General features: G+C 68.1%; 14 protein-coding genes. 5 read left to right on the top strand and 9 right to left on the bottom strand.

Annotated features, from left to right (window positions below):
* Positions 1-9: 9 nt before the first annotated feature.
* The gene (locus tag ACTT2I_RS18465) at positions 10-1,074 is read right to left on the bottom strand and encodes a DNA topoisomerase IB (protein WP_421100054.1); all 1,065 of its coding nucleotides are present in this window, start codon (positions 1,072-1,074) and stop codon (positions 10-12) included.
* Between the two features lie 180 nt (positions 1,075-1,254).
* On the opposite strand from ACTT2I_RS18465, the gene ACTT2I_RS18460 reads away from it, so the two are divergent.
* The 3 genes from ACTT2I_RS18460 (at position 1,255) to ACTT2I_RS18450 (ending at position 7,769) form a co-directional block, all read left to right on the top strand.
* Positions 1,255-1,611, top strand: coding sequence for an I78 family peptidase inhibitor (locus ACTT2I_RS18460; RefSeq protein WP_253247802.1), 357 nt, complete (start codon positions 1,255-1,257; stop codon positions 1,609-1,611).
* Positions 1,612-1,778: 167 nt separating this feature from the next.
* Entirely contained in the window at positions 1,779-6,233 is a 4,455-nt protein-coding gene (gene gltB, locus ACTT2I_RS18455) for a glutamate synthase large subunit (RefSeq protein ID WP_088435340.1), read from the top strand.
* A gap of 90 nt (positions 6,234-6,323) precedes the next feature.
* A complete protein-coding gene (locus ACTT2I_RS18450; protein WP_088435339.1) occupies positions 6,324-7,769 on the top strand; it encodes an FAD-dependent oxidoreductase in 1,446 nt (481 codons plus the stop codon).
* Positions 7,770-7,802: 33 nt separating this feature from the next.
* Here ACTT2I_RS18450 and ACTT2I_RS18445 read toward each other — a convergent pair whose 3' ends face one another.
* Positions 7,803-8,099, bottom strand: coding sequence for a hypothetical protein (locus ACTT2I_RS18445; protein WP_088435338.1), 297 nt, complete (start codon positions 8,097-8,099; stop codon positions 7,803-7,805).
* Positions 8,100-8,272: 173 nt separating this feature from the next.
* On the opposite strand from ACTT2I_RS18445, the gene ACTT2I_RS18440 reads away from it, so the two are divergent.
* Positions 8,273-9,145, top strand: coding sequence for a methylglyoxal synthase (locus tag ACTT2I_RS18440; protein ID WP_088435337.1), 873 nt, complete (start codon positions 8,273-8,275; stop codon positions 9,143-9,145).
* A gap of 21 nt (positions 9,146-9,166) precedes the next feature.
* Here the strand turns inward: ACTT2I_RS18440 and ACTT2I_RS18435 are convergent, their stop codons facing one another.
* The 3 genes from ACTT2I_RS18435 to ttcA are packed head-to-tail and all read right to left on the bottom strand — an operon-like array spanning position 9,167 to position 11,880.
* The gene (locus ACTT2I_RS18435) at positions 9,167-9,955 is read right to left on the bottom strand and encodes a M48 family metallopeptidase (RefSeq protein ID WP_088435336.1); all 789 of its coding nucleotides are present in this window, start codon (positions 9,953-9,955) and stop codon (positions 9,167-9,169) included.
* Positions 9,956-10,012: 57 nt separating this feature from the next.
* Positions 10,013-10,918 carry a recombination-associated protein RdgC gene (locus ACTT2I_RS18430; protein ID WP_019184123.1) on the bottom strand — a complete coding sequence of 302 codons (906 nt, stop codon included), beginning with the start codon at positions 10,916-10,918 and terminating at the stop codon, positions 10,013-10,015.
* 50 nt (positions 10,919-10,968) lie between these two features.
* Positions 10,969-11,880, bottom strand: coding sequence for a tRNA 2-thiocytidine(32) synthetase TtcA (ttcA, locus tag ACTT2I_RS18425; RefSeq protein ID WP_421100053.1), 912 nt, complete (start codon positions 11,878-11,880; stop codon positions 10,969-10,971).
* Positions 11,881-11,985: 105 nt separating this feature from the next.
* Here ttcA and ACTT2I_RS18420 point away from each other — a divergent pair, with 105 nt between their 5' ends.
* Positions 11,986-12,180, top strand: a complete 195-nt coding sequence (locus ACTT2I_RS18420; RefSeq protein WP_088435334.1) for a YdcH family protein — start codon at positions 11,986-11,988, stop codon at positions 12,178-12,180.
* 285 nt (positions 12,181-12,465) lie between these two features.
* Here the strand turns inward: ACTT2I_RS18420 and plsB are convergent, their stop codons facing one another.
* The 4 genes from plsB to ACTT2I_RS18400 form a co-directional block, all read right to left on the bottom strand.
* The gene (gene plsB, locus ACTT2I_RS18415; protein ID WP_421100052.1) at positions 12,466-15,180 is read right to left on the bottom strand and encodes a glycerol-3-phosphate 1-O-acyltransferase PlsB; all 2,715 of its coding nucleotides are present in this window, start codon (positions 15,178-15,180) and stop codon (positions 12,466-12,468) included.
* Entirely contained in the window at positions 15,180-16,148 is a 969-nt protein-coding gene (locus ACTT2I_RS18410) for a hypothetical protein (protein WP_421100051.1), read from the bottom strand. The genes plsB and ACTT2I_RS18410 overlap by 1 nt, the downstream gene beginning before the upstream one ends.
* A gap of 150 nt (positions 16,149-16,298) precedes the next feature.
* Positions 16,299-17,024 carry an orotidine-5'-phosphate decarboxylase gene (pyrF, locus tag ACTT2I_RS18405; protein WP_421100050.1) on the bottom strand — a complete coding sequence of 242 codons (726 nt, stop codon included), beginning with the start codon at positions 17,022-17,024 and terminating at the stop codon, positions 16,299-16,301.
* Positions 17,021-17,944, bottom strand: coding sequence for a 5'-nucleotidase, lipoprotein e(P4) family (locus tag ACTT2I_RS18400; protein ID WP_172407614.1), 924 nt, complete (start codon positions 17,942-17,944; stop codon positions 17,021-17,023). Before ACTT2I_RS18400 ends, pyrF begins: the two co-directional genes overlap by 4 nt.
* Positions 17,945-18,017: the final 73 nt, after the last annotated feature.

The following is an 18,017-nucleotide window of genomic DNA, read 5'->3' as shown; positions in this document are numbered from 1 at the left end:
TCGTCCCGCTCATTCCGCGCGGGCGCGCCGGACGGTGCGCCGTGCGGCTTTGAGTACTTTCAGCGTGGCCAGCTCCCACTGGCGCTCGCCACGCAGGCCGGCAAGGGCCTTCAATGAGCCGGCCCGCCAGCCATCGAATACGCAAGGATCGATATACGCCTTGCGGCACACCGACGGTGTGTTGCCCAGCAGGTTGGCGACCTCGCATACCACCTGCTTCTGCAATGCTGCCAGCGCGCGCTCACTGGAGGGTTCGGGCAGCTCGGTCACGGCAAGCTGACGGATCGCCTCCAGCGTGCCGCCCCAGGTGCGGAAGTCCTTGGCGCTGAAATCCTCGCCCATCGCATCGTGCAGATAGTCGTTGACCATGCCCGAGTCCACCGGTTGGACCACGCCATCGTCATCGCGATACTGGAACAGCGCCTGCCCGGGCAGCTGCTGGCAGCCACGGATCAGCTTGACCAGTTCGCGATCATCCACATCCACCTCATGCGCCTGCCCGGACTTGCCCCGGAAGCGCATCTGCGCCCGGCCGCCCTTGACCAGCGCGAGGTGGCGGTTGCGTAGCGTGGTCAGCCCGTAAGAGCGGTTGTCACGTGCATAGACTTCATTGCCAACGCGCACCAGCGTCTGTGCCAGCAGCGCCACCACGATCGCCAGCACCTTGTCGCGTGGGAAGCCGGGCAGCTTCAGATCGCGGCGCAGGCGCCGGCGCAGCGTGGGCAGGGCAGTACCAAAGGCAATGATGCGATCGAACTTGCCATCGCCCCTCACCCGCGCCCAATCAGCGTGGTAACGGTACTGCTTGCGCCCACGCGCATCGCGGCCGGTGGCCTGCAGATGGCCGTTGGGCAGCGCGCAGATCCACACGTCGGTGTAGGCCGGCGGGATCGCCAGCGCGCGGATCCGGGCCAGGGTGGCGGCATCACGCACCGCCGCGCCGTCGGCATCGCGGTAGGCGAAGCCCTTGCCGGCCTTGCGGCGGGCGATGCCGGGCAGTTCATCGCTGACGTAACGCAGGCCGGCCTGGCGGGCAGCGGCGGCTTCGGGGGTGACGGTGCGGCTCGGGCTCATGGACGCGACGCGGGATCAGGGAAGCGCAGTGTTACCGCTGCCGGTGCGGCACCGCGTCAATAACGCAACACAAACACCTCACACCGCGCTTGGCGATATCCTCCTTCGTTTACTGGCTCGCTTTCTGGAGTACCGATGTCGTCTCTGTCGTTCCGCCGCCTGCGGCGTTCTTTCGGGCTGATGGCCCTGTTCCCCGCCCTGCTGGTCCTCGGTGCGTGCAGCGCCCCGCCCATGGACGAGCAGGAAGCGGTTGCCACCGATGCACAGAAGGCTGCCGAAGCGGCGGCCGCGCCGACCGACGAGGCCGGCAAAGCCATGGAAGCGCCGCCGGTCGGCAGCTGCGATGCCACCCAGGTGCAGAGCCTGGTCGGCCAGCCCTATACCGCCGAGATCGGCAGCCAGGCCCAGCAGGATGCCGGGGCCACCAGCCTGCGCGTGCTCAAGCCGAATGACATGACCACGATGGAGTTCATCGGCGAACGCCTGAACGTGGAAGTGGATGCCAAGAACGTGGTCGCCGGCGTCCGTTGCGGCTGAACAGGCGGGCGGGAAAACCCCTGAAACACAGGGGTTTGGTTGCGGCTGCAACCGTGTATTGCGGCGTTGCAGCAACTATGCTCTAGTCGAGTCATCCGGTGCCTCCAGATGCGCTCAACGGATTGAGCGGGGACGAGTGTCGCCGCTCACCCGACATTGAGGCAGAGATGGCCCCCCGCAACCGCCAAGGGCTTTACGACCCGCAAGATGAGCGAGATGCCTGTGGTTTCGGCATGGTCGCCCAGCTCGACGACCAGCCGTCCCGACTGCTGGTCGATACCGCCATCGCCGCACTTTCGCGCATGACCCACCGCGGTGGCGTCGCCGCCGATGGTGTCACCGGCGACGGCTGCGGCCTGCTGCTGCGCCGCCCCGACGTGTTCCTCAAAGCGCTCGCCGCCGAGGCCGGGCTCACGCTTGGTGCGCGCTTCGCCGCCGGCGTGGTGTTCCTGCCGCACGACGCCACGGCCGCACAGGCCTGCCGCGAGACGCTGGAACAGCAGCTGCGCGACGCCGGCTGCCAGCCGGTCGGCTGGCGCGTGGTGCCGACCGATCCCAGCGTCTGCGGTCAGCTCGCACGTGACACGCTGCCGCACATCGAACAGGTGTTCGTCGATGCCGGTGCCACGCAGGACGAGGCCACCTTCACCCTGGCGCTGTTCCTGGCCCGCCGCCGCAGCGAACAGCAGCTGCGCGAGCACGCCGACTACTACGTCACCACGCTCAGCCCGAATGCGATCAGCTACAAGGGCATGGTGCTGCCGGACAAGCTGAGCCGCTTCTACGTGGACCTGCAGCGCAACGATCTGGCCTCCAGCGCGATCGTGTTCCACCAGCGCTTTTCCACCAACACGCTGCCGCGCTGGCCGCTGGCGCATCCGTTCCGGATGCTGGCGCACAACGGCGAGATCAACACCATCGAAGGCAACCGCCGCTGGGCGCAGGCGCGCAGCAAGGTGTGGAAGACCCCGCGCTTCGACATCGGCGAATTCGATCCGGTGATCTCCATGCATGGCTCGGATTCGCAGAGCCTGGACAACATGCTGGAGCTGATGGTCAGCGCCGGCATGGAGCTGATCCAGGCGCTGCGCATCCTGGTGCCACCGGCCACCCAGTCGCTGGAGTTCAAGGATCCGGACCTGGCCGCGTTCTACGAGTTCTACGGCCTCAACAGTGAGCCGTGGGACGGCCCGGCCGGCATCGTGGCCTGCGATGGGCGCTATGCCGCCTGTACGCTGGACCGCAACGGCCTGCGCCCGGCGCGCTGGATGCTGACCTCCGACCGCCACTTCCTGGTCGCCTCCGAAGCCGGGGTGTGGGAAGTGCCGGCCGAGCGCGTGGTGCGCAAGGGCAAGCTCGGCCCGGGCGAGATGATGGCCATCGACCTCAAGCGCGGCGACCTGCTCGACTCGGACGCCATCGACCGCATCAACCGCGGCCGCGCACCCTACAAGCAGTGGCTGCAGCAGGGCGTGACCTACCTGCAGACCGAGCTGATCGATCCGTCGCTGGTCGAGGAGCCGTTCGACGAGCGCACCCTGCGCAGCTATCACAAGCTGTTCCAGCTCAGCATCGAGGAAGTGGAGCAGATCCTGCGCCCGCTCGCCGAGACCGAGCAGGAAGCCACCGGCTCGATGGGCGATGACACCCCGATGGCGGTGCTGAGCCAGCACAGCCGCCCGCTCTACGATTATTTCCGCCAGGCGTTCGCGCAGGTCACCAACCCGCCGATCGATCCGTTGCGCGAAGACTGCGTCATGTCGTTGTCCACCCAGCTCGGTAAGGAGACCAACATCTTCCATGCCGGTGCGGAGACGGTGAACCACGTCATCCTCAATTCGCCCGTGCTCAGCCAGCGCAAGCTGCGCCAGCTGATCAAGATGGAGCAGTACGCCGACAAGAACCGGCTGATCGATCTGTCCTACAGCCTGGACGAAGGCCTGAAGGCCGGCATCGAGCGCATCTGCGCCGAGGCTGAAGCCGCCGCGCGCGAGGGCATCGTCATGCTGCTGCTCAGCGACCGTTACCCGGTGGCCGACCGGCCGATGGTGCATGCGTTGCTGGCCACCAGCGCGGTGCATCACCACCTCTCCAATGCCGGGCTGCGCTGCGACGTCAACCTGATCCTGGAAACCGGCACCGCGCGCGACCCGCACCACATGGCCTGCCTGCTCGGCTTCGGTGCCACCGCGGTGTACCCGTACCTGGCCTACCAGACCCTGTTCGACCTGGGCCGGCGCGGCATCCTGCAGCTGAGCAAGGGTGGCGAGCAGTCGCAGATCGGCCGCCGCTACCGCAAGGGCATCTACAAGGGCCTGTCCAAGATCATCTCCAAGATGGGCATCTGTACCGTGGCCAGTTACCGCGGCGCGCAGTTGTTCGAGATCGTCGGGCTGGATGACGAGGTGGTCGACCTGTGCTTCCCGGACACCGCCTCGCGTGTGGCCGGCGTCGGCTTCGCCCGCTTGGACGATGAAGCGCGCGAGCTCACCGTGCGCGCCTGGAACGACCTGCTGCGCCCCGACGTGGGCGGCGTGCTCAAGTACGTGCACGGCGGCGAATACCACATGTACAACCCGGACGTGGTCATGACCCTGCAGCGCGCCGCGCGCAGTGGCGAGGCCGCGGACTGGCAGCGTTATTGCGAGGCCGTGCACGGCAGGCCGGTGTCCGCGCTGCGCGACCTGCTGCAGCTCAAGGCCGCCCCTACGCCGACCCCGCTGGACCAGGTGGCACCGGCCGAAGATCTGTTCCGCCGCTTCGATACCGCGGCGATCAGCCTCGGGGCGCTGTCACCCGAAGCGCACGAAGCGCTGGCGATCGCGATGAACCGGCTCGGCGGGCGCAGCAACTCCGGCGAAGGCGGCGAAGACCCGGTGCGCTACGGCACCGAGAAGCGCAGCAAGATCAAGCAGGTCGCCTCGGGCCGCTTCGGCGTCACCGCCGAGTACCTGGTCAACGCCGAAGTGCTGCAGATCAAGGTCGCCCAGGGCGCCAAGCCCGGCGAAGGTGGCCAGCTGCCCGGGCACAAGGTCAACGAACTGATCGCACGGCTGCGTTATGCCAAGCCGGGGATCGGGCTGATCTCGCCGCCGCCGCACCACGACATCTACTCCATCGAAGATCTGGCCCAGCTGATCTACGACCTCAAGCAGGTCAACCCGACCGCGCTGGTCTCGGTGAAGCTGGTCAGCCACGCCGGTGTCGGCACCATCGCCGCGGGCGTGGTCAAGGCCGGTGCCGACCTGATCACCGTGTCCGGCCATGATGGCGGCACCGGGGCCAGCCCGGTCAGCTCGATCCGCTATGCGGGCGTGCCGTGGGAACTGGGCGTGGCCGAATCGCACCAGGCGCTGGTGGCCAACGATCTGCGCGGGCGCACCCTGCTGCAGACCGACGGCGGCCTGAAGACCGGGCTGGACGTGATCAAGGCCGCGCTGTTGGGCGCGGACAGTTTCGGCTTCGGCACCGCGCCGATGATCGTGCTGGGCTGCAAGTACCTGCGCATCTGCCACCTCAACAACTGCGCCACCGGCGTGGCCACCCAGGACGAGCGCCTGCGCGCGCAGTACTTCACCGGCCTGCCCGAGCGCGTGGAGAACTTCTTCCGGCTGCTGGCCGAGGAAGTGCGTGGCTGGCTGTCCTACCTGGGCGTGCGCTCGCTGGACGAGATCGTCGGCCGCACCGACCTGCTGCAGCAGCTGGATGTCTCGCCGCGCCCGGGGGTCAAGGTGGACCTGTCGCGCCTGCTCAACCCGGCCGAGTACGCCGGCAGCCACTGCGCCGCACAGCGCCTGTACGAATCGCCGGACAGCCTGGCCACGCAGATGGACGGCCTGCTGGCCCCCGCGATCGCCGGCAAGCTCGGCGGCGAACACCGCTTCCTGATCCACAACACCGACCGCTCGATCGGCACCCGCCTGTCCGGCGAGATCGCGCGCACGCACGGCAACCAGGGCATGAGTGATGCGCCGCTGACCCTGCGCTTCCGCGGCACCGCCGGGCAGAGCTTCGGCGCGTTCAACGTCGGTGGGCTGCAGCTGGAAGTGGAAGGCGAAGCCAACGACTACGTCGGCAAGGGCATGGCCGGCGGCCGGTTGGTGGTGCGCCCGCCGCGTGGCGCACGCTTCGAGGCGCGCAACACCGCGATCATCGGCAACACCTGCCTGTACGGCGCCACCGGTGGCGAGCTGTTCGCCGCGGGCCGTGCCGGCGAGCGCTTCGGCGTGCGCAACTCCGGCGCGCTGGCGGTGATCGAAGGCGCGGGCGACCACTGCTGCGAGTACATGACCGACGGCATCGTGCTGGTGCTGGGCAAGGTCGGGCTGAACTTCGGTGCCGGCTTCACCGGCGGGCTGGCCTACGTGCTGGATATCGACCGCGATTTCGTGGACCGCTACAACCACGAGCTGATCGACATCCACCGCATCTCGGCCGAGGGCTTCGAGAACCATCGCCAGCACCTGCACACGCTGATCAGCCGCCACCGCGAACTGACCGGCAGCATCTGGGCGCAGCAGATCCTCGATGAATTCCGCGATTACGTCGGCAAGTTCTGGCTGGTCAAACCCAAGGCCGCCAGTATCGAATCGCTGACCGACTCACTGCGCCGCGCTGCGTAAGCGCGGAGAAGCGCCGGTGTCGATCGGCGCCTCGTGTTCCCACCGTTGTAGTGCCGGCCGCTGGCCGGCAACCTCACCACAGAGCAAGCCATGAGCCGCAAGCAAGCTTTCCAGTTCCTCGATCTGCCCCGGACGATGCCGCAGCGCATCCCGGTCGAACTGCGCACTTCCGGCGACTGGGGCGAGCTGTACGGCAAGTTCGGCAAGGAAGACGCGCAGTTCCAGGCCGGGCGCTGTCTGGATTGTGGCAACCCGTACTGCAGCTGGAAGTGCCCGGTGCACAACGCGATCCCGCAGTGGCTGCAGCTGGTGCAGGAAAACCGCATCCACGAAGCGGCCACGCTGTGCCACTCGACCAACCCGCTGCCGGAAGTGTGCGGCCGGGTGTGCCCGCAGGACCGCCTGTGCGAAGGCAGCTGCACGCTGGAGGAGTTCGGCGCGGTGACCATCGGTGCGGTCGAGAAGTACATCGTGGATACCGCGCTGGCCACCGGCTGGCGCCCGGACATGAGCGCGGTGGAGGCCACCGGCAAGCGCGTGGCGGTGATCGGTGCCGGCCCGGCCGGGCTGGCGTGCGCCGACAAGCTGGCGCATGCCGGCATCCAGGCCGTGGTGTATGACCGTTACGAACAGATCGGCGGGCTGCTGCAGTTCGGCATCCCCAGTTTCAAGCTGGACAAATCGGTGATCAGCCGCCGCCGCAACGTGCTGGAAGGCATGGGCGTGCAGTTCCGCCTCGGCGTGGAGATCGGCCGCGATGTGAGCATCGATGACCTGCTGGCCGAGTACGACGCGGTGTTCGTCGGGACCGGCGCCTACCGCTATACCGACGGCGGCCTGCTCGGCCAGGACCTCAAGGGCGTGCTGCCGGCGCTGCCGTTCCTGGTGCAGAACAGCCGCATCGTCAGCGGCAGCGACGCGCACGGCCGGCCGATCGCCGGCTGGGAAGATCAGATCGCCCTGCCGGACCTGGAAGGCAAGCGCGTGGTGGTGCTCGGCGGTGGCGACACCGGCATGGACTGCGTGCGCAGTGCGATCCGCCTGGGCGCGGCCAAGGTGACCTGCGCCTACCGCCGTGACGAGGCCAACATGCCCGGGTCTGCGCGCGAAGTGGCCAATGCCCGCGAGGAAGGCGTGCGCTTCCTGTTCAATCGTCAGCCGCTGTCGATCGAAGCCGGTGCGGATGATGAAGTGATCGGCGTCATGGTGGTCGAAACGCATCTGGACGAACCGGATGCACAGGGCCGCCGCAATGCGGTGCCGATCGCCGGCAGCGAATCGCTGCTGGAAGCGGATGTGGTGATCATCGCCTTCGGCTTCTCGCCGAGTGCGCCAGCCTGGCTGACCGGGCAGGGGGTGGAGGCCGGCACCAACGGCCGCATCGTGGCCGGTGGCAGTGGCCGCCTGCCGTTCCAGACCGCCCACCCGCGCCTGTTCGCCGGTGGCGATGCGGTGCGCGGCGCGGACCTGGTGGTGACGGCCGTGGCCGAAGGCCGTGACGCGGCCGGCAGCATCGTGCAGCTGCTCTCGGCGTAACGGCGCCGTTGCGATGCCGCGCGTGGCTGCCGCTCAGGCGGCGCGCGATACCGCCGGTATCGGCGTATGACGCACGCCGGCGCGCTCGATTTCCAGCGCCATCAGCAGCTCGATGTTGTCGAGCTGGTCGCGGATGCGGCGGTTGCTGACCACATCGTCATGGCCGCGGCCCATATGCGCATCGAGCATGCGTGCCAGCCCGGCCAGCAGCATCTCCGCGTCTGCTTCGGGTGCCTCGCGCAGTACGGTGGCCAGCGCGCGGATGCGGCGGCCCGTTTCCGAGGCCGCGGGCGGGGATGAGGCAACGATGGGGGAAGGGGAGAGAGTCATGGCAGGGGTTTCCTGATTGACGGACGACCACCACTGTCGGATATGACCCCTCGCGAGACCATGCAACAACTACGAAAATGCGTGATGACGCGTGATCGCCATCACTGTTCGACGCTTGCTTTCCGTCAACCTGAACGGCTTACACTGACCGGGTCACCCTCTGGACTGCCCTCATGCGCATCGGCCTGGCCGCGAACCGCCTGCATCACCACGACAAGCACGCCGCACTGTTCCGCTGGCTGCGCGCCAGCGACACCGGGCTGCGCGAACTGGGCGTCGAGCTGCATGCGGTCGGGCGCACCTTCGATGCGATCCAGCGGCTGGGCTTCCTGCAGGACTTCGCCCCGCTGCGCCGCTACCCGAATGGCCGCGAGGGCGGCCTGATGAAGCTGGTCGCCGAGGTGGTCGGCATGGGCACGCCCGAGCGCACGCTGGACGGTGCGATCTATTTGATGGACCCGGTCGACCCTTCCTCGGTCTTCCCCGAGGCCACCGCGCTCAAGCGCCAGTGCGTGATCCACGGCAAGCCCTTCATCTCCACCGTCGCCACTGCGCGTGATTGGGTGGAAGTGGAGCGCCTGCACGCCGGCCTGGCGCCGGACCCGGGCGCCGATGATCTGCACGCCTTCGCGCAGCACACGCTGGCGTTGATCGCGCATGACGCGATGAAGCCGGCGATGCTGGCCTTTGCCGATGAGCACTTCGAGGTGCTGTCGCGCTTCCGCAGCCGGGTCGGCACCGGCACCACCGGCCAGCGCCTGAACGAACTGGCCTGGAGCCGCGGCTGGCCACAGGGCGAGGAGTGGGTGACGCGCTATCAGAGCGGCCCGATGGGCGGCGATGCGCAGATCGCCGACCGTGTGCTGGAAGGCCATTGCCAGCGCGCGATCTTCTTCGAGGATCCGCACGTGGCCCGCCAGCACGAGGCCGACATCCAGCTGCTGGAGCGCGCGGTCACCACCGTGACCGACCAGGCGGTGTGCATCACCGCGCCGCGCGTGGCGGCACGCTGGGCGCAGGCGGCCGCCGCCCGCGCCACCCGGTAGCCCGCCGACCAACGCTCGGCTTTACGGGGTGGGGGTCAGCAGCTGCCGCAGCGTGGCCTTGAGGCGGCGCCCTTCGAGCTGGAAGTAATCGCGCTCGGCGTGCCACGCCGGGAAGCGTTTCTCCACCTCGGCCCAGAACGCCGGCGAATGATTGGCCTGGATCAGATGGCAGAGCTCGTGCACCAGCACGTACTCGAAGGCCGAGGGCCTCCCCAGCACCAGGGCCAGATCCAGCGCCATGCTGCCATCGGGCGCCAGCGAGCCCCATTGCGAGGACATCACCTTCAGCCGCAGCCGTGCCGGTGCACGTGGCAGGCCAGGCAGGTAACGCGGCAGCCACTGACCGACGTCGGCACGGGTCTGTGCTTCATAGAACTCGCGCAGGGTGCGCCGCAGCGTGGCGTCGGTGCCTCGCGTGGGCCAGTGCAGGCAGGCGCCCTGCTCGTCCACGCGCAGGTGTGCGTAGCGACCGGGTTCCCAGCGCAGTGGCAGCAGTTCGCCGCGCAACGGCAGCACGCCCGGCTCGCCGATCACCAGCGGTGGCGGCAGATTGGTGGCCTGGTAGCTGCGCAGCTGTTCGGACAACCAGCCGCGATGCTGGTCCAGGAAGCGCTCACCCATCACCAGGCTGGCGCGCGGCGGCAGGGTCAGGCGGACACCGCGCTCATCGACGCTGAGCTTGATCCGGCGCGCCCGCGGATCGCGCACGCGCAGTACATCGATCTCGGCATCCTCCAGGCGCAGCCGTACCGTATCGCGCTGCAGCGTGCTGACAGCCGGCGAAATCAGGCGGCGGAGGAATCCGGACATGGGTACAGCATAGCGCCGGCCGTGACCGGCGCATGACTGGGGACTGATCGGTACCGGTCAGTCCGCCTTGCTCAGCTTGAAGGCCTCTTCCAGCAGCAGGAACAGGCGACGCACTTCACCGCTCTGCAGGGCGAAGCGGGCATCCAGTTCGGCGCGGCGGCCGTCATCGTCGGCATGCTCGAGCTGGTCCAGCGCGCCATCCAGGAACTTCAGCTTGCGCACGATCAGGTCATCGCCGAGCACGAAGGAGAGGTTGTCCTCGAACACCAGGGCCAGCTTGGTCACCTGCTTACCGGCATCCAGGTGCTTGTCGATCTCGTCGCAGCGCAGTTCCTGGTGCTGGCACTTGACCACCGCGCCGCCCTCGGCCGGATCCTTCATCTCGCACTCTTCGCCCAGGCTCAGGCCGGTCGGCAGGGGTTCGCCGGCGATCCAGCCGGTCAGGATCGAGCGCGGGGCGACTTCGGCGTTCAACGGCATCGCCGGGAAGCTGCCGAGCAGGCCGCGGATGTCGGACATCATGTTCTCGCCCTTCTTGCTGCTCGAACAGTCCACCGCCACGTAGCCATGGGTCAGGTCGATCAGCGCGTCGGTACGCGAGCTCTTCACGAAGGCGCGCGGCATCAGTTCGTGCAGCAGGTCGTCCTTCATGCGCTTGCGCTCGCGGCCGCCGGGCTTGCGGCCTTCCTTCTCTTCGATTTCCTCGAGCTTGCGCGCGAGCAGATCATTGACCACCGCGCCGGGCAGGATCTTGTCCTCACCGCCGACGGTCAGCCACAGCGCATCGCCGACGCGGTGCGAGAACACGGCTTTTTCTTCACGGCCGAACGGCGAGATGAAGCCGCGCGAATTCATTTCAAGCGGACCGACCGGCTTGAGCAGCACCTGCGGCAGCAGGGTGTCCACGTCGGAGAAATCGGTGGCGGTCGGGAAGCGGAACAGCGTCAGGTTGCGAAAGAACATGGACGTCCAGAGTAAGAGCGTGAAAGGGAGGGCGGGCGCACCGGCGTGGCTCAGGCCGGGCCAGGGGCGTGCCCGGGGTCGTGGGCAGTGCCGGCCCAGGCCGGCGGGTCGGGCAGCGGGGCGGCCGCGGCGCGCCCCAGTGCCATGAAATCAAACAGCGCCGGATCGGCCAGCTGCGAGGGGTGGATGTTGCCCAGCGCGCGTGCGATCTGGTCGATGCGGCCGGGCTGGTCGCGCTCCCACTGCTGCAGCATCTGCTCCACCTGGCGGCGCTGCAGGGTGTCCTGGCTGCCACACAGCGTGCAGGGAATGATCGGGAACGCACGCGCCTGTGCGTAGGCGCTGATGTCCGCTTCGCTGACGTAGGCAAGCGGGCGGATCACGATGTGTTGGCCGTCGTCACTGCGCAGCTTGGGCGGCATCGCCGAGAGCTTGGCGTGGTGGAACAGGTTGAGGAAGAACGTGGCCACGCTGTCGTCGCGGTGGTGGCCCAGCGCGATCTTGGTGAAGCCGTGTTCGGCCGCATGCCGGTACAGCGCACCACGGCGCAGACGCGAGCACAGCGAACACATCGTACGGCCTTCCGGGATCACCCGGCTGACCACCGAATAGGTGTCCTGCTCGATGATCTGGAACGGCACGCCGATCGAGGCCAGGTAGGTGGGCAGCACCTGCTCGGGAAAGCCGGGCTGCTTCTGGTCCAGGTTCACCGCGACCAGTTCGAACGGTACCGGCGCTTTTTTCTGCAGCTGCAACAGGATGTCGAGCAGGGTGTAACTGTCCTTGCCACCGGACAGGCACACCATCACTTTGTCGCCGGCCTCGATCATGCCGAAGTCGGCGATGGCCTGGCCCACCTGGCGCCGCAGCTGCCGCGCCAGGCGGTCCTGCATGCCGCCGGGCGCGCGCGGATCGCGGGCGCGCGAGACGGGATCGGGCAGGCGGATGACGGCAGCGCTCATCCCTTCATTCTACCGGCTGAGGCGCACCCTCACAGGTGCCAGGAAGTGACTGCGTTCACTCCCGGCGGTCATCCCGGATGTGTATGCTCGGAGCCTGTGGACACCATGACACCCACCGATATCAGTGCCCGCCTTGCCGTGCTCCGGCAGGAGCATCGTGCGCTGGATGACCAGATTCTGCGCATGGCCGCCAATGGCGACGACGAGCTGGAAGCCAAGCGCCTGAAGCGGCGCAAGCTGCAGTTGAAGGACTGCATCGCCAAGCTGGAAGACATGCTGATTCCAGACGAACCGGCGTAGCGCCGACCGTTGGTCGGCTGCGGTTGCTCCCGATTCCCGCCGATGTCCCGAGGGTAGCGCCGACCGTTGGTCGGCTGCGGTTGCTCCCGGCGGCATGAACCTCTGGCGTGAGGCTTCGGACGGTGGTCAGCGTCGGTCAGCCGGGCACACCGTGTTGCCCGGTCTCCGGACGCTTGTGCCGCGCTTGCGCGCGGGTACCGACCAACGGTCGGTACCTACGGATTGCTGGCGAACGCAACAAGATCCGGATACGTCCGGATGCGCCGGATCGACGACGTGCCGTCGTCAATCCTGGGCTACCGGTTCCTCTGGCTTCGCCGCTTCCGGGCTGACGCGCTCGATGGTGTGGCGCAGTTCGCGGCCGAGGATGAATTTCGCATCCTTGGCCCACGCATCCAGGCGCGCATCGAACAACAGCTTGCTGTTTTCATCCGGCCACACCAGGCGCAGCTCGCGCAGCTTCTGGATGAAGCCGCGGAACAGGGTGCGGTCGAAGAACTCCGGCGCGGCCGGTGCATAGAGCAGGCTCAGGCGCTGCGCGGCCTGCTGGCACAGGCTTTCCAGCTCGGCCGCACCCAACGTGCCCGGGCCGTTCTTCACCAGCACCGAGATCGCGATGTAATAGCGCTCGAACGCCTGCTGCAGCGAATGGCCGATCGCGCGCAGGCGGAAGACTTCATCGGTCTGCCCGGTGTTGCGTGCCAGGATGCCGCCGTCGTCGTCGTTGATGTTCTGCAGCAGCCCTTCGCGCACGAACACATTGATGGTCTGCTCGATGCGTTGGGCGAACTCGTCTTCGGTCCACGGCAGGAACAGCTCGGCCTGCAGGAACGGATACACCGTGCGGCCCAGCTGGACCAGCCCGGTGCGGCTCATGCGGCGGTTGTTCTGGAAGCAGCAGGCCACCCACGACGAGGCGGTGAACAGGTGGATGACGTTGTTGCGGAAGTAGCTCAGCAGCACCGCGGTGTCGCCGCTGACGCTGAGCACGTCGCCCAGCGGGTGCTTGATGCGGGTGAGGACGTTGATCTCCTCGGCATGGGCAATGATCCGCTCCGGCGAGTGCGGGGTCACCGTCACCCGGTCCGAATACGGCATCTCCACCAGCAGGGTCTTGCACAGTTCGATCTGCGCGATCAGGTCCGCCTCGCCCATCGCATGCTTGGGCGTGGACAGCAGCGCCAGCGCGAGCAGGTTGATCGGATTGACGTCGGCGGCGCCGTTGATATGCACCTGGATGCGTTCGGCCAGGTGATCCACCGTGCCGGACAGCCACGAGGGCTTCTCGTCTTCGCCGACCGGCTGGCCGTTCCACTCCGGTGCACGCTGGGCGAGCACGTCGTTGAGCGCGATCGGCTCGCCGAAGTTCACCACCACCTGACCGTAGTTCTGTTTGAGCACCTTCGGGATCGACCACAGCAGCGACCAGATCGATTCCTTCTCCTTCGGCCGGCCCGACAGTTCGTCCAGGTAGCTGCCGCCTTCCATCAGCTTTTCATAGCCGATGTAGACCGGCTGGAACAGCACCGGCTTGCGCGGCTGGCGCAGGAACGCGCGCAGCGTCATCGAGATCATGCCGCCCTTGGGCTGCAGCAGGCGCCCGGTGCGCGAGCGGCCGCCTTCGACGAAGTACTCGATCGAGTAACCGCCGGCGACCAGCTGGGCCACGTATTCGCTGAGCACCGCCGAGTACAGCGCGTTGCCACGGATCGAGCGGCGGATGAAGAACGCACCGCCCTTGCGCAGCAGCGTGCCGACCACCGGCAGGTTCAGGTTGATGCCGGCCACGATGTGCGGCGGCACGATGCCGCGGTCGTACAGCAGGTAGGACAGCAGCAGGTAATCCATGTGGCTGCGGTGGCTGGGCACATAGACCACTTCGTGCCCGGGCGCGGCCGCCTTGAACTTGTCCAGGTGGTGGACCAGCACGCCGGCATAGATGCGGTTCCAGACATGGCTGAGCATGAAGCTGGCCGAACGCACCACCGGACTGGAGTAATCCGCGGCGATTTCCCACGCGTAGGCGTGGGCTTTCTTCCAGGCATCGGCCGGCTTGGAGTTGTCGCGCTTGGCCTGCGAGGCGATCGCTTCGCGCACGGTGTCCGCGTCGAGCACCTTGTCCACCAGCAGGCGGCGGGTGGACAGATCCGGCCCGATCACCGATTCGCGGATGCGGCGGAAATGGGTCCGCAGCACGCGCTGCAGCTTGCGCACGGTGCGCTCGGGGTCCAGCCCCTCATCGACCGTGGTGCGCAGCGAGATCGGCGGGGCGAAGCGCACGATCGTGCTGCGGCCGTTGAGCAGCACCGCGAGCAGGCGACGGAAACGCCCCACCAGGGCCCAGTTTTCCGAGAACAGCACCGCGAACCAGCCGCTCTGCTTGTCCGGCGCGCGGCCGACGAAGATCGACACCGGCACCAGGTGCACGTCCAGCTCGCCGCGGGCGCGGTGCGCCTGCAGGACCTTGGCCAGCGAGTCGGAGTGGGTCTTGGCCCCGCGCTGCTCGGGGATCAGCGAGTTGCTGCTGCTCCGGCGCGACAGGGCCAGGTAGGCGCGCTTGCGCCCGGTCGGGTCACCGGCGATGGGCACCAGCGGGGACGGCAGGCCGGCCTCGCGGCAGGCCTTGTCCAGGATCAGCGCGTTGGACAGACCGTAGTCTTCCAGCACGTAGACCACCGGCCGGCCATCGTTGTACTGGCCGGGATGTTCGGGTTCGATCTTCAGCGACAGCCACGGCTCGACCAGGCGGCCAAGCAGGCGCGACCACCACGGCGGGCGGCCGCTGGGCGCACGGGTGCCGGGCACGATCGCCGACGGCACGATGGCCGCCGGCTCCGCATCGGCGGCAACGGCCTCCGCGGGCGCGCCAGCGACCGGCGGAACCGGAGCGGCAGCACCGTCGGACGGCACGATAGCGGGCGACGAGGACGTGGCGTCCGGCGTCTTGGGCGGCTCTTCGCCGGGGAAAGGCAGGGGATTCTGGTTCGGCATCGGCTTCATTATGGCTTAGCCGATGCGGAAGCATCGTCCTTGACCGCTGCAGCGGCTTCTGCCTCGGCCGCCTGGCGGGCGTCATGTTCAGCTTGCGCGGCGTCGGCGGCCTGCAGCAGCGCGTCGGTGTCTTCCAGCGTGCGGGTCACATACCAGTGCCCGTCGCGCCGCGTCATCCGCACCTGCGCTTCGATCTGCTCGCCGGCCAGCGTGTACTGGATGCGCACCACGGCGTCGTCGCCCAGTTCGGAGGTCAGCTCGCCGCGCAGTTCGGTCAGTGCCGCATCCAAGGACAGCCCATAGCTGGCCAGCGCGGTCTTGAAGGCCTTGATGAACGGGCCAAGCCGGCGCAGGCTTTCTTCCATGCCGGCGGCCTGCAGCTCCGCATCGGTGGACAGCCCGGCGGTGCGCGCGGTGGCCGTCAGCAGGGTAATGGTCGTCTTCGCCCGCTGCTTGTCCGTCAGTGGCGCGGCAGCGGCCCAACGGCTCAGTGCTTTCACGACCTGGGTGTAATGGGCGCGCTCGCTGTCGCTGTACTCGCTCTGGTTGCGCAGGTACTGCTCGCCGAACAGGCCCATCGAGTGGGCCGCCTGGCGAACCTGCGTGGCCTGGCCGGCGATCTGGGTATCGAACGAACGCTGCAGCCGCTGCGGCGCATCCGGCCGCGACAGCGCGGCCAGCATCGGCAGCAACTGCCCATCCAGCGGCAGCTCGGTCAGCGGCCAGCGGCTGTGGCCCTGGCTCCACGCGCCCTGCAGGCGTGCGTACTGGGCCGGCGGCACCGCCGCCTTGGCATACCCGACCAGATCGTTGTCGGCGACCCGCTGGGCCAGCTGCTGCAGGGCCGCGACCGGCTCGGACGCCGGCGCGTCCGGATCGATCCGCTTGTCCTTGCAGGCACTGAGCAGCACCAACCCGCACAGGGCCAGCGCCAACGCCTGCCCTCGGTACTGCCACGGCTTCAACGACATGGACATGAATTCGGACTCCCCGGACCGGTCCGCATCTTGCGGCCTGTTCGGTGACAGCGGCAAGCCGGCAGACCTGCCGACCCTGCGCTCTATGCGCAAGCCCTTGAATGTACAGAAAAACCGGTGGTGACGGGGCAGCTCCGCCCCGTCACTGCCTCAGCGCGCGGCGAGCGCCTGGGCGATCTCGGCCTGGATCGCGCGGGCGGCGGCCTGCGGGTCGCTGGCGAGGCGGATCGGACGGCCGACCACGATCGCATCGGCGCCGTCGGCAAAGGCCTGGGCCACGCCCACGGTGCGCTTCTGGTCATCGCCGACCGGGCCACCGGGGCGGATGCCCGGGCAGACGATCGAGAAGCCGGCGCCGGTGGCCGCGCGGATCGGCCCGGCCTCCTGGCCGGAGGCGATCACCCCGTCGATGCCGGCTGCCTTGGCGGCCAGCGCGCGCTCGACCACCACCTCCACCGGCTCACGGTCGATGCCCATGCCGGCCAGGTCGCTGCGGCCCATCGAGGTCAGCACGGTCACCGCCAGCAGGCGCATGTCGCTGCCGTTGGCGGCCGCGCAGGCCTCCATCATCGCCGGGTGCCAGCCATGGATGGTGGCGTAGCTCACCGGCCACTGCGACAGCCGCTTGATCACCGCCGCGGCAGTGGCCGGGATGTCGAAGAACTTCAGATCGACGAACACGCGCTTGTCGCGCGCGGCCAGCGCATCGAGCACCTCGAAATACTCGCCGGAGGCCAGCAGTTCCATGCCGATCTTGTAGAACGACACGGCATCGCCGAGGCGATCGACCCAGGCCAGCGCATCGTCACGGCCCGGCACGTCGAGCGCGAAGATCAGGCGCTCCTCGTCCCGCAGCGGCAGCGGCGCGCGGCTCACGGTGCGTAATCCAGCGCGGCGCGCTTGGCGTCGTGGCGGGCCTGGCGTGACTGGCTGTAATCGTTGTTGAACTGGGCCGGCTCGAAGCCGCCGTAGGTCGGGTTGGGCAGCATCCACCAGCGCTCGCCGAACCAGTCGTGGTACTGCTGCAGCAGCGCGTCGCGGCCTTCGTTGGTGTTGGCGGTGACTTCCACGAAGTCGCCCAGCTGGTCACCGAACTGCATCAGCACGCGGTAGTTCTGGCCGGCCAGGCGGCGGCGGCAGTTCTTCTCGCTGCCAGCCTGCTCGCAGCCGTCCACCACGGTGCCCAGGCCGAGGAACACGCTGTCGTCGGCCACCGGCAGGCCCTGCTCGCGCAGGTTGGCCAGCGTGGCGTCCTTGAGATGTACGGCGCGGTTGGAGATGTACAGCAGGGTCACGCCTTTGGCATTGGCGGCCTTGGCAAAATCGACCACGCCCGGAATCGCCTTGGCCTTCTTTTCGGCCACCCACTGGTCCCAGCTCAGCTCGTCGTATTCCTTGCCATCGCGCACCAGGCGCGCCTGGTAGGGCGAGTTGTCCAACACGGTCTCATCCACGTCCAGCACCACGGCCGGCTTCAGGCCCTTGGCGGCATTGCCGCGTTCCTCGGGCACCAGCGCGTCCCAGTTGGCTTCCTTCAGCGCCTTGTCCAGGTGATCGGCCGCCGCACGGTAGGTCTGCTCGGTGATCGCCCGGTACTCCTGCGAGCGCTGCATCCACAGCACCGCATTGAGGTTGTCATTGGCGGCCACGGCGGCATCGCCGGTGGCGGCCGGCGCGCTCGCGGCAGCAGCCGCGGCCGGCGGGGCGGCATCGGCCGGGGTTTCGGTGCGCTTGCAGGCACTCAGTGCCAGCACGGCACAGGCAAGCACGGACAGGGAAACAGCACTACGACGCATGGCATTCACCGGCAACAGATTCGCGCCAGTTTACCGGCTTGTCCCGCGGCATTCATGCGCAAGGCGGGGCTCG

Source organism: Stenotrophomonas sp. PUT21, from assembly GCF_052232875.1.
Classification (GTDB): domain Bacteria; phylum Pseudomonadota; class Gammaproteobacteria; order Xanthomonadales; family Xanthomonadaceae; genus Stenotrophomonas; species Stenotrophomonas maltophilia_N.
The sequence above is the reverse complement of the archived record's forward strand: the minus strand, read 5'-3'. Positions and strand labels throughout refer to the sequence as shown.